Here is a 12,040-nt window from a genome sequence, read left to right as displayed (position 1 = left end):
CCTGAGTTATGAACGCGGCCCACGAAAGGACTCCGCATGAGCACGCAGAACTTCCCCCTTCCGGACGTCGGCGAAGGGCTGACCGAGGCCGAGATCGTCGCGTGGAAGGTGGCGCCGGGTGACCGGGTCGCCATCAACGACGTCATCTGCGAGATCGAGACCGCGAAGTCCCTGGTCGAGCTGCCCTCCCCGCACGCGGGCGTGGTCGGCGAGCTGCTCGTCGACGAGGGGGCGACGGTCGAGGTCGGCACCCCGATCATCACCTTCGTGACCGACCCTGCGGCGGGCTCGGGGAACGGTTCGGTGGCGCCCGGCACCGTCGCGACGGCGGAGGCGCCCGCGCCCGAGGAGGGCGGCGGGTCGGTGCTCGTCGGCTACGGCTCCGGAAGCGGCGCGACCTCGCGGCGCAAGCGCCCGGCCGAGCGCCCCGTGCGGTCGTCGGTCGGCGTGATCGCGAAGCCGCCGATCCGCAAGCTCGCCCGCGACCTCGGCGTCGACCTCACGAGCGTGACGCCCACGGGTGCCGACGGCGAGGTCACCCGCGACGACGTGATGAAGCACGCGTCCCAGGCCAGCGTGTTCCGCAACATCGAGACCCCGGAGTGGGGGAGCGTGCGCGAGGAGACGGTGCCCGCGCCGCAGGCCCCGTCCGGCCTGGCGCGCGGCCTCGCGCCCGTGCGCCCGTCGCCGGCCGGCGACGACCGCACCGAGTCCATCCCCGTCAAGGGCGTGCGCAAGGCGACGTCGTCGGCGATGGTGCAGAGCGCGTACTCCGCCCCGCACGTGACGGTGTGGAAGGAGATCGACGCCACCCGCACGATGGAACTCGTCAAGCGCCTCAAGGCCTCGCCGGACTACGCCGACATCAAGGTCTCGCCGCTGCTCATCATGGCTCGCGCGGTGATCTGGGCGGTGCGCCGGACGCCGATGGTCAACGCGGCCTGGATCGACACCGAGGCCGGGGCCGAGATCGCCGTGCGCCACTACGTGAACCTCGGCATCGCCGCCGCCACGCCCCGGGGTCTGCTCGTGCCGAACATCAAGGACGCCCAGGACCTCAGCATGAAGGATCTCGCCCGCGCCCTGAACCGGCTCACGCTGACAGCGCGCGAGGGCAAGACCCCGCCGGCCGATCAGCAGAACGGCACGATCACCATCACGAACATCGGCGTGTTCGGGATGGACGCGGGCACTCCGATCATCAACCCGGGCGAGGCCGGCATCGTCGCCATGGGCACGATCAGCCAGAAGCCCTGGGTCGTCGACGGCGAGGTGCGCCCGCGCTGGGTGACCACGGTCGCCGGCTCGTTCGACCACCGCGTGATCGACGGCGACGGCATGAGCCGCTTCATCGCCGACGTCGCCTCCATCCTCGAGGAGCCCGCGCTCCTGGTGGACTGAGCAGGCCACGGTTCGGCGCGGCCCGAACGATCGGGTGGCGAGAATGGACGGATGAGAACCACGCGGAGCGTCGACCTGCCGGTGTTGTACTTCGGGACTCCTGTCGCGCTGATCACCACCGTCAACCCCGACGGGTCGTCGAACATCAGCCCGATCTCGTCCGCATGGGCGCTGGGGACGCGGTACATGCTCGGGCTCGGTGCCGAGGGGCAGGCGGCCGCGAACATCGGACGGGTCAGGGACCTCGTCATCAACCTCCCCTCCGCCGACCTCGTGCACGCCGTGGAGGCGATCGCGCCGACCACCGGTCGCTCGCCGGTTCCCGCCGAGAAGGTTCCCGCATACCGGCATGAGCCGGACAAATGGAGTCTCGGGGGCTTCACCCCTGTGCCGTCGGACGCGGTGATCCCGTTCCGGATCGCGGAATGCCCGGTGCAGATCGAAGCGCGCGTGGCGCAGATCATCCCGATCGACGGCGGCGACGCGCTGGCGGTCGAAGCCGAGGTCCTGCAGGTCCACGTGCACGAGGACATCTTGAAGGCGTACGGACCCGACCGCATCGACACGGACAAGTGGGACCCTCTGTCCTACGCCTTCCGCCATTACTTCGCCCAGGGGCCTCGGGTCGGCTCCAACTTCCGCGCGCCGCTCCTCGACGACCCCGTCGTGGCGTGATCGTCGATCCCTCGTCCGTGTCCCAGCTGGGACACGCGCTCAGCAGCCCGACGCGGGTGCAGATGTGTCTGGCGCTCCTCGACGGCCGGGCATGGACGGCCGGCGAGCTCGCGCGTGCCGCCGGGGTGTCGAGGTCGACGGCGTCGGAGCATCTGACGACGCTCCTCGACGTCCGGCTCGTCGCACTCCGCCGACAGGGGCGGCACTCCTACGTCACCCTCGCTTCCCCCGGCGCCGCGCACATCATCGAGGCCGCGACGGCGTACGCCGGGAAGGCGGCTCCGGTCTCGAGTCTCCGTTCGGCGACGGCGCGAGACGGCATGGCCCTGGCCCGCACCTGCTACGACCACCTCGCCGGTCGCCTGGGGGTCGCCCTCTTCGACGCCCTCGTCGAGCGGGGGCACCTCACGCCGGACCTGACGGTGACCGCGACGGGGCGCGACCTGTTCGAGAGCATCGCGGGGCCGGACGCGTTGGTGCCGTCGTCTCGTCGTCCGCTTGTGCGGAGCTGCCTCGACTGGACGGAACGGCGCTCGCATCTCTCGGGTCACCTCGGCGCCGTCCTCCTCCGCACCGCGCGCGACCGAGGCTGGATCCACCCTCAGCAGACCTCGCGTGCCGTGACGGTCTCTCCCGCCGGCACGGCCGCCTTCCACGCTCTCTTCGGTATTCCGCCGACACTGTCCTGACCGCGATCGGCATCCGCGTCCCACGACACAGGCGTTCGCGCGGGAACAGGCTCTGGAGTGAGGGAGAGCCTGAACTCCCGCGTTCGCCTGAGTTCGCGCGGGGGCCTGTTCTCGCGACAGGCTGGCGGGACAGGCGTTCGCGCGGGAACAGGCTGCCAGGGGCGGGAGAGCCTGAACTCGCGCGCTTACCTGTTCTCGCGAGGGAGGGCGGGTCGCGAGGGGAGGGGGCGGCTGACGCAAGAGGGGGGTCAGGCGGTGAGACGCTGTTCCGCGAGGCGGGGGACGGCACGCTCCCTGGCCGCCCTCCGGGCGGTCGCGATCGCGCCGGCCGACACGACCTCCGCGCCGAGTGTGGAGGCGAGGATCTCGGGTGCGGGCAGGTGCAGCTCGTCCGGGAGGATCCGGCGGGCGGCGGCCAGCACAGGCTCGATGCTCTCCGCCACGGCCCCGCAGATGATCACGCGCGCGGGGTCGTACATGCTGCCGAGCACCCCGACGACACGGGCGAGGGTGGCCCCCACGCGCTCGGCGACGCGGAGGGCGTCGGCGTCTCCGGAGGCGGCGAGGGTCAGCACCAGCCGCGGATCGACCGGCCCGTCCGCCACGAGCCGTCCGAGGATTCCGTCTGCGGCAGCGCCCCCGTCTTCGACGGCGCTCCGAGCCTGTTCCTCCACGGCGTGACGGAGGCCCACCGCCGAGCCGACACCGATGATGTGATCGAACACCACGCCCTCGCCGACGCCGCCGTGGGCGCCATGCAGCACGTGCCCGTCGACGACGACGCCGCCGCCGAAGCGCTCACTCGCGAGCAGGGCCACGTAGTCGCGGCAGTCGACGGCCACCCCGAGCGTCCCCTCGGCGATCGCGGCGAGCTGGGCGTCGTTCTTCACCTCGACCACCGGGGCCCAGTCGCGCAGGGCCTCCGCGAGCCCGGGGTTCGTGCGCTCCCAGAAGCCGTCGGGGTGCGGGGGCGAGATGCCGTCGCGGTTGACGGGGGCGGCGACGCCGGCGCACACCGCGAGCACGCGCTCCGCGGGCACCCCGGCCTCGTCGCGCGCGGCGGTGAGGTGCTGCAGGATCGTCGCCCGGCGGTCCTCGACGCTCTGCGCGGGGTCGACCTCCACGCGATGGTGCACGAGCGTGCGATCGAGCAGATCCGCGACGGTGACGGCGAGATGGGTGTCGCCGGCGTCGATGCCCATCACCACGCCGAGGTCTGCCGCGAGGGCGAAGCGGCGCGCGGGGCGCCCGGAGCGGTAATCGCCGATGGCGCGGGCGTTGGGCAGCTCGCGCAGCACCTCCGCGGTGACGAGGGTATCGATCGCGTCGATGGTGGTCGAGCGCGTGAGCGAGGTGCCGGCCATGGCCTCGGTGGCGGTGAACTCGCCGGCCGTCCAGGCGAAGTCGAGCACCGCGCTCACGCTCGCGCGGCCGGTGCCGAGTCCCGTCGAGACCTCTGTCACTCCCCTTGACCTTTCTGTCGCCCAGATGAGACAGTACCTCTAGACGGACTAAATTCGCTCACTAGATTTATTCCGCGGATCTACGAAAGGACGACGGTGTCTGCCACACGATCACGGGCGGTGCGCTGGACCGCCGGAGCGCTCGGCCTCGTGCTGACCGGCGCGGCGCTCACGAGCTGTGCCGCCGGCGGGGGAGCGGAGACGATCCGCTTCACGTTCAGCAAGCGCGAGGCCATCCCGTTCATGACGGAGCTCGTCGCGGAGTACAACGCGTCGCAGGACGACGTCCGGGTGGAGATCGACACGTCCGGCGTCGACGTCGTCTCGGCGAGCTTCGTCCGCGGGAACCCGCCCGACATCATGCTCGCCAACTACAACTACGAGGTCGCCCGGTTCGTGCAGCGGTGCGCGCTCACCGATCTCTCCGACACGGAGGCCGCCGCCGGCATCCGTGAGGACCTGCAGCCTTTGATGGACCAGTACGGCTCCTGCGAGGGGCGCACCAGCGCCCTGCCGTACTCGGTCATGGCCGCCTCGGTCATCTACAACACGCAGATCTTCGCGGAGCAGGGCCTCGAGGTGCCGCAGACCTGGGACGAGCTCCTCGCCGTCAGCGACAGCCTCCGCGAGGCCGGGATCGACCCGTTCTACGCCACGTTCAAGGACGACTGGACCGTCGCGCAGGGCTGGTACGACTACGCGGCCGGTGGCTCGCTGGACGTGCTGGCTTTCTTCGACGCGCTCGCCGCCGAGGGCACAGAGGTGGGCCCGGACTCGGAGGTCTCCTTCGAGAAGGACTTCGCGGAGCCGATGGACAGGATGATGGTGCTCGCGAACGAGTACACGAACGAGGATGCGGCGAGCCGGGCGTACGGAGACGGCAACCTCGCCTTCGCGAAGGGCGAGGCCGCGATGTACCTCCAGGGGCCGTGGGCGTTCAGCGAGATCGCCAAGACCGACCCCGACCTCGACCTCGGCACCTTCCCGCTGCCCATGACCGACGATCCGGCCGACCTCGCCGTCCGGGTGAACATGGACCTCGCGGTCATGATCCCCGAGGAGTCGCAGCACCAGGAGGCCGCGCGCGACTTCCTGGAGTACCTCTACCTCCCGGAGAACATCGAGGAGTACAACGCCTCGCAGCTCGGGTTCACCCCGACGACGGACGCGGCACCGCCGGACGACCCGCGTATCGAGGGCATGATCGAGTACTACGACGAGGGGCGGATCTACCAGGGCCCCTCGGTCCTCGTCCCGAAGACCCTGCCGATGAACAACTACGCGCAGGCCATGGTGCTCGGCGCCGACCCCTCCTCCATCCTCCGCACCATGGACGCGGACTGGGCCCGCATCGCCTTCCGCGCCCCGATCCCGAGTTCCGAGGATTCCGCATCGGGCGAGACAGAGGAGTCCGCGCCATGAGCACCAGCACGACCGCCATCGTCACCGGCGAGCAGCGGAAGATCCGCCGCCACACGCGCCGCGTCGAGCCGATCTACTACCTGTTCCTGCTGCCGACCCTGGTGATCTTCACGCTCGCGATCACCGTTCCCGGCGTCATCGGCATCTTCTTCAGCTTCACCGACTCGATCGGCATCGGCGAGTGGAGCTTCAACGGGCTGACGAACTACATCGCGCTGTTCAGCGACCCGGCGATCCTGCAGAGCTATCTCTTCACCTTCGGGTTCTCGATCGCGACAGTGATCGTCGTCAACGTCATCGCGTTCCTGCTGGCGGTCGGCCTCACCTCCCGCATCCGGTTCAAGACGGGGCTGCGGACGATCTTCGTGATCCCGATGGTGATCTCGGGCATCATCATCGCCTACGTCTTCAACTTCCTGTTCTCGAACTCGATCCCCGCGGCGGGCGCGGCCACCGGCATCCCGTGGCTGGAGACGAGCCTGCTCGCCAACCCCGACCTCGCCTGGGTCGCGATCGTGATCGTCACCGCCTGGCAGGCGGTCCCCGGCACGCTCCTCATCTACATCGCCGGACTCCTGTCGGTGCCGGGCGAGGTGTACGAGGCGGCGAGCATCGACGGCGCCAGCCGCACGCAGCAGCTGACCCGCATCACGATCCCCCTCGTCGCCGGATACGTCGTCATCAACGTGATCCTCGGCTTCAAGGGCTTCCTCAACGCCTACGACATCATCGTCGGCCTCACCAACGGCGGCCCGGGCACCGCCACCCGCAGCGTCGCGATGACGATCATCGCGGGCTTCAACGGCGGCGACTACGCCTACCAGATGGCCAACGCCACGATCTTCTTCATCGTGGCCGTGCTCATCTCCGTCCTCCAGCTCTCGCTGACCCGCGGAAGGAACACGTTCTGATGTCGACGGAGACCCTCACCACCATCCCCGCGGACGGACGCCGGAAGCGGCAGAAGATGGAGCGCGTCAACTGGTCGGGCACCATCATCCTGATCCTGTGCACGGCGACGATCCTCATCCCGCTGTACGTGACGATCTCGATGGCGTTCAAGACCACCGGGCAGGCGGTCGACGGCAACGCGTTCTCGCTGCCGGCGCCGTTCAGCATCGACGGCTTCGTGCAAGCGTGGACGCTGACGAAGTTCCCGGTCGGCGCCGCGATCTCGCTGCTCGTCACGGCAGGGACGGTCATCGCGACGATCGTCCTCGCGGCCTTCGCGTCGTACGCGATCGTGCGCAACTGGGACCGCCGGCTGTTCCGGTACTCCTTCTTCTACCTGCTGGCGGCGATGTTCATCCCGTTCCCCGTCGTGGCACTTCCGCAGATCCAGCTCACCGGACGCGTCGGCCTCGACAACCCGTTCGGCGTGATCATCCTCGCCACGATGTTCCAGCTCAGCTTCAGCGTGCTGCTGTTCACGGCCTTCCTGCGCTCGATCCCGATCGAGCTGGAGGAGAGCGCGCGGATCGACGGCGCCACGACCTGGCAGACGTTCTGGCGGCTCATCTTCCCGCTGCTCGCGCCGATGAGCGCCACGGTCGGCATCTTCGCCTTCCTCTACGCCTGGAACGACTTCATGATGCCGTCGCTGATCATCTCCGACCCGGCGCTGCAGACGCTCCCGGTGCGGCAGAACCTCTTCCAGAACCAGTTCAGCAACAACTACAACGTCGCCTTCGCCTCGTACCTGATGGCCATGGCGCCCGCGATCGTCGCCTATCTCTTCACTCAGCGCTGGGTGATGGAGGGTGTCACGCAGGGTGCCGTCAAGGGCTGACCCGACCCCCGCAAGAAACAAGGAGAGCCTCTTCCTCATGACCGATTCGCTGCTCACCGCGACCCGCGAAGACGACAAGACCGCGACCTGGTGGCGTCAGGCCGCCGTGTACCAGATCTATCCGCGGAGCTTCGCGGACGCCGACGGCGACGGCCTCGGCGACATCCCCGGCATCGTGTCGCGCGCCGACTACCTCGCCGAGCTCGGCATCGACGCGGTGTGGCTGAGCCCGTTCTACCCGTCGGAGCTCGCCGACGGCGGGTACGACGTGGCGGACTACCGGGACGTCGACCCCCGCCTCGGCACCCTCGACGACTTCGACGCCATGGTCGAGGCGCTGCACGCGCGGGGCATCCGCGTCGTCGTCGACATCGTCCCCAACCACACCTCCGACCAGCACGCCTGGTTCCAGGAGGCGCTGGCTGCCGGCCGCGGCTCGGCCGCCCGGGAGCGCTACATCTTCCGCGAGGGCACCGGTCCCGACGGCGCGGAGCCGCCCACCGACTGGGTCTCGGTCTTCGGCGGCAGCGCCTGGGAGCGCGTCGCGGACGGCCAGTGGTACCTGCACAACTTCGCCGTCGAGCAGCCCGACCTCAACTGGGACCACCCCGAGGTGCGCGAGGACTTCCTCACAACGCTCCGCTTCTGGTCGGACCGCGGCGTGGACGGGTTCCGCATCGATGTGGCCCACATGCTGACGAAGGACCTCACCGAGCCGCTGCCGTCGCGTGCCGAGCTCGACGCGATGGACCGCACCTCCGGCACGCACCCGATGATCGACCGCGACGACGTGCACGAGATCTACGCCCAGTGGCGCGCGGTCTTCAACGAGTACGACCCGCCGCGCACCGCGGTCGCGGAGGCGTGGGTGGAGACCCCGGAGCGCCGCGCGAAGTACGCCTCCGCAGAGGGGCTCGGACAGGCGTTCAACTTCGACCTGCTCGTCGCCGACTTCGACGCGGCGGACTTCCAGCGCATCATCGCCGACAACCTCGCCCAGGCGCAGGCCGCCGGATCCTCGACGACCTGGGTGCTCTCGAACCACGACGTGACCCGGCACGCCACCCGCTACGGCCTGCCGCCGCTGCGCGGACGCGCGGTCAAGCAGGGAACCGAGTGGGTGCGCGCGGGCGGCCCGGAGGAGGGACTCGATCGGGAAGGCGGTCTGCGTCGGGCGCACGCCGCGACGCTGCTGCTGCTCGGCCTGCCCGGCAGCGCCTACCTCTATCAGGGCGAGGAGCTCGGCCTGCACGAGGTCGCGGGCATCACCCCCGACCAGCGCCAGGACCCCGGGTTCTTCCGCGGCGCGGACTTCGACGGCCTCGGGCGCGACGGCTGCCGCGTGCCGCTGCCGTGGACGGCGTCCGGCAGCTCATACGGCTTCGGCGCGGCCGGCGCGCACCTGCCGCAGCCTGCCTGGTTCGCGGAGTACGCGGTCGAGGTGGAGGACGCCGATCCCGGCTCGACCCTCAACCTGTACCGCGAGGCGCTGCGTCTCCGGCGACTGCTGCAGACCGGGGAGACGCTCGAGTGGGTCGACACGGGTCGGGAGGACGTGCTGCGGTTCCGCCGCCCGAACGGGTGGGAGGTCGTGACGAACTTCGGCACCGCTCCGTTCGATCTGGGCGCCGCGGCCGACGATGCCGTGCTGTCGACCGTGCCCCTCGACGGCTCCGTGCTGCCGGGCGAGGCCACGGCGTGGATCGCCTCGGGGGCGCTCGCGGACTGACTGCAGAGTCGGGGCGAGGGCACCGGTTTGATAATGGTTCTCATTAGCGTTTAGAGTGGGAATCATGAAGAAGCCCGTCCTCGCCCTCACACTCGCCTCCGTCGCCGCCCTCACGCTGGCCGGATGCTCGACCACCCCGGGCGCGGCAGAGGACGACGGCGCGGTGACGGTCGTCGCGAGCACCAACGTCTACGGCGACATCGCCGCGCAGGTCGGCGGGGACCGCGTCGACGTCACCTCGATCATCGACTCGGTCACCCAGGACCCGCACTCCTACGAGGCGAGTGCCCGCGACCGTCTCACGCTGCAGAAGGCCGATCTCGTGGTGGAGAACGGCGGCGGCTACGACGCGTTCATCGACAGCCTCCTGCAGGATGCGCAGGACCCGCACGTCGTCACCGCAGTGGAGTTCTCGCACGACTACCCGGGCAACGAGGGTCACGACGGGGGCGAGGACCACGATCACGACGAGGCGGCGACGGACGAGCCGCACGATCACGAGCACGCCGAGGGCGAGGACGAGCACGCCGGCCACGACCACATCGAGGGCTTCAACGAGCACGTCTGGTTCGACCCGCACACGATGATCCACGTCGTCGACGCGATCGCCGACGAGCTCACCGAGATCGACCCCGACGGCGCCGACACGTTCCGCACGAACGCGGACGAGCTCGTCGCGGAGCTGGAGGGTTTCGAGGGCGACCTCGAGGCGATCAAGGCGGATGCCAGCGGTGCGACGGTGTTCATGACCGAGCCGTTGCCCGGATACCTGGCCACGGCCGCCGGGCTCACCGACGTCACCCCCGAGGGCTTCGCGGAGTCGGTGGAGGAGGGCAGTGATGTCGCGCCCGCCGTGCTGCTCGAGGCGCTGCAGGTCGTCGGGTCCGGCGATGTGACCGCCGTGCTCACCAACGCTCAGACCGGCGGCGCGGAGACGGAGCGCGTGGAGAAGGCCGCGGAGGACGCCGGGGTGCCCGTGGTCGCGTTCACGGAGCTGCTCGAGGACGGATCGTCGTACTCTGAGTGGATGAGTGACGCGATCCAGAGCCTCGCCGCCGCCGTCCAGTCGTGAGCGGAGCCCGTTCACAGGCTCAGCGACCCGCGAGGGAGACCGGCCCGGTCCTCGAGATCGCCGACGGCGCCCTGCAGCGGGGCGACCGCGAGCTCTGGTCGGGACTCGACCTCTCGGTGCAGCCCGGGGAGTTCATCGCCGTGCTCGGCCCATCGGGATCCGGGAAGACGACGCTCCTCCGCAGCATCCTGGGACTCCAGCCCCTCTCGCGCGGCAGCATCCGCGTGGCCGGCGAGCCCGTGCACCGCGGGAACGCCCGCATCGGGTACATCCCTCAGCAGCGCTCGCTCGCTCCCGACACGAGCATGCGCGCCCGTGATCTCGTCGCCCTCGGCGTGCAGGGCAGCCGCTTCGGCTTCCCGGTCCCGCACCGTGGCGACCGGGCGAAGGTCGACGCCCTGCTGGCCGCTGTCGGGGCGACCTCGTACGCGGACCGCCGGGTGGGCCTCCTCTCCGGCGGAGAGCAGCAGCGCCTCCGCGTCGGGCAGGCGCTGGCCGACGAACCCGCGCTGCTCCTCTGCGACGAGCCGCTGTCGAACCTCGACCTCGCCAACCAGGTCGCCGTCACCGACATCATCGATCGGCAGCGTCGGGAGCGCGGAGCCGCCGTGCTCTTCGTCACGCACGACGTCAACCCGATCCTGAACCGCGTCGACCGCATCCTCTACATCGCCGGCGGCCGGTTCCTCCTCGGGACCCCGGAGGAGGTGCTGCAGACCCGGGTGCTGACGGATCTCTACGGCACCGCGGTGTTCGTGCTCCGCGCCGGTGACCGGCTCGTCGTGGTCGGCGTCCCCGATGCGGAGCCGCACCACGACCATGACCACGAGCACGGGGGCGCCGCATGACCGTCCCGTCCGCTCTCGTCCCCATGGTCGGCTGGGACGACATCTTCTCCTTCCAGGACTATGGCGAGCTCGTCGCCCTGCTCGCGAACTCGATCATCGCGGGCGCCGTGCTCGGGCTCGTCGGCGGTCTCATCGGGGTGTTCGTCATGCAGCGCGATCTCGCGTTCGCGGTGCACGGGGTGAGCGAGCTCTCCTTCGCGGGAGCGGCGGCGGCGCTGCTGTTCGGCGGCAGCGTCGTGCTCGGCTCACTCGGCGGAGCCCTCGTGGCGGCGATCCTCATCGGGGTCCTCGGCGCCAAGGCCAGGGACCGCAACTCGATCGTCGGCGTGCTCATGCCGTTCGGCCTCGGTCTCGGCATCCTGTTCCTGTCGCTGTACGACGGCCGCAGCGCCAACCGGTTCAGCCTCCTCACGGGGCAGATCGTGTCGGTCTCGAGTCCCGACCTCGGCTGGCTCGTCGGCATCAGCCTCGTGGTGCTGCTCGGCCTGCTCGTGATGTGGAATCCGCTGCGCTTCGACTCACTCGATCCGGAGTCGGCGGCAGCCCGCGGGGTGCCCACCCGCACCGTGAGCCTGCTGTTCATGGTGCTTCTGGGGCTCATCGTCGCGGTGAGCGTGCACATCATCGGCGCGCTGCTGGTGATGGCGCTCCTGGTGACGCCCGCTGCCGCAGCCATGCGGATCACGGCGGGCCCGGTCGCGGTGCCGGTGCTGGCGGCGCTGTTCGGGTTCGTCTCGGCCGTCGGCGGCATCCTCCTCGCGCTCGCCGGCACCCTGCCCGTCAGCCCCTACATCACGACCCTGTCCTTCACGATCTACGTCGTGTGCTGGATCGTGCAGCGCGTCCGTTCCCGGGTCACCCGCGTCTGACCCCTTTTCGAGTCGCGCACTTCGCTCCATTTCGGTCGCAGATGCCGCCAATCGGGCGACTCGAATCCGCGGTGGGGGCGCTC

11 protein-coding genes are annotated in these 12,040 nt (G+C 70.1%); 10 read left to right on the top strand and 1 reads right to left on the bottom strand.

Going from position 1 to position 12,040, the window contains the following annotated elements:
* Nucleotides 1–36: 36 nt before the first annotated feature.
* Genes MICNX66_RS16005 through MICNX66_RS15995 form a run of 3 tightly spaced genes read left to right on the top strand, consistent with a single transcriptional unit; the run spans nucleotide 37 to nucleotide 2,765 of the window.
* Nucleotides 37–1,401, top strand: a complete 1,365-nt coding sequence (locus tag MICNX66_RS16005) for a dihydrolipoamide acetyltransferase family protein (RefSeq protein WP_187662693.1) — start codon at nucleotides 37–39, stop codon at nucleotides 1,399–1,401.
* A gap of 51 nt (nucleotides 1,402–1,452) precedes the next feature.
* Complete coding sequence (locus MICNX66_RS16000) at nucleotides 1,453–2,076, top strand: flavin reductase family protein (RefSeq protein WP_187662692.1); 624 nt, start codon at nucleotides 1,453–1,455, stop codon at nucleotides 2,074–2,076.
* A gap of 17 nt (nucleotides 2,077–2,093) precedes the next feature.
* Nucleotides 2,094–2,765, top strand: a complete 672-nt coding sequence (locus MICNX66_RS15995) for an ArsR/SmtB family transcription factor (RefSeq protein WP_197971858.1) — start codon at nucleotides 2,094–2,096, stop codon at nucleotides 2,763–2,765.
* A 248-nt stretch (nucleotides 2,766–3,013) separates the two neighbouring features.
* Here MICNX66_RS15995 and MICNX66_RS15990 read toward each other — a convergent pair whose 3' ends face one another.
* On the bottom strand, nucleotides 3,014–4,228 hold the full coding sequence (locus tag MICNX66_RS15990; RefSeq protein ID WP_187662691.1) for an ROK family protein: 1,215 nt from the start codon (nucleotides 4,226–4,228) through the stop codon (nucleotides 3,014–3,016).
* A gap of 96 nt (nucleotides 4,229–4,324) precedes the next feature.
* Between MICNX66_RS15990 and MICNX66_RS15985 the strand changes: the two genes are divergently transcribed.
* The 7 genes from MICNX66_RS15985 to MICNX66_RS15955 all read left to right on the top strand — a co-directional run bounded on the left by MICNX66_RS15985 (nucleotide 4,325) and on the right by MICNX66_RS15955 (nucleotide 11,957).
* Nucleotides 4,325–5,650, top strand: coding sequence for an ABC transporter substrate-binding protein (locus MICNX66_RS15985; protein WP_187662690.1), 1,326 nt, complete (start codon nucleotides 4,325–4,327; stop codon nucleotides 5,648–5,650).
* Nucleotides 5,647–6,561, top strand: a complete 915-nt coding sequence (locus tag MICNX66_RS15980) for a carbohydrate ABC transporter permease (protein ID WP_101848001.1) — start codon at nucleotides 5,647–5,649, stop codon at nucleotides 6,559–6,561. The genes MICNX66_RS15985 and MICNX66_RS15980 overlap by 4 nt, the downstream gene beginning before the upstream one ends.
* Nucleotides 6,561–7,439, top strand: coding sequence for a carbohydrate ABC transporter permease (locus MICNX66_RS15975; protein ID WP_085605188.1), 879 nt, complete (start codon nucleotides 6,561–6,563; stop codon nucleotides 7,437–7,439). Before MICNX66_RS15980 ends, MICNX66_RS15975 begins: the two co-directional genes overlap by 1 nt.
* Before the next feature lie 37 nt (nucleotides 7,440–7,476).
* A complete protein-coding gene (locus MICNX66_RS15970; protein ID WP_187662689.1) occupies nucleotides 7,477–9,168 on the top strand; it encodes a glycoside hydrolase family 13 protein in 1,692 nt (563 codons plus the stop codon).
* Nucleotides 9,169–9,232: 64 nt separating this feature from the next.
* Nucleotides 9,233–10,240 carry a metal ABC transporter substrate-binding protein gene (locus MICNX66_RS15965; RefSeq protein ID WP_187662688.1) on the top strand — a complete coding sequence of 336 codons (1,008 nt, stop codon included), beginning with the start codon at nucleotides 9,233–9,235 and terminating at the stop codon, nucleotides 10,238–10,240.
* Nucleotides 10,237–11,088, top strand: coding sequence for a metal ABC transporter ATP-binding protein (locus MICNX66_RS15960; RefSeq protein ID WP_442922888.1), 852 nt, complete (start codon nucleotides 10,237–10,239; stop codon nucleotides 11,086–11,088). Before MICNX66_RS15965 ends, MICNX66_RS15960 begins: the two co-directional genes overlap by 4 nt.
* Nucleotides 11,085–11,957 (top strand): metal ABC transporter permease, encoded by an 873-nt coding sequence (locus MICNX66_RS15955; RefSeq protein WP_419181691.1) that lies wholly within the window; start codon nucleotides 11,085–11,087, stop codon nucleotides 11,955–11,957. Before MICNX66_RS15960 ends, MICNX66_RS15955 begins: the two co-directional genes overlap by 4 nt.
* Nucleotides 11,958–12,040: the final 83 nt, after the last annotated feature.

The sequence above is a fragment of the Microbacterium sp. Nx66 genome (assembly GCF_904066215.1).
GTDB classification, from domain to species: domain Bacteria; phylum Actinomycetota; class Actinomycetes; order Actinomycetales; family Microbacteriaceae; genus Microbacterium; species Microbacterium meiriae.
The sequence above is the reverse complement of the archived record's forward strand: the minus strand, read 5'-3'. Positions and strand labels throughout refer to the sequence as shown.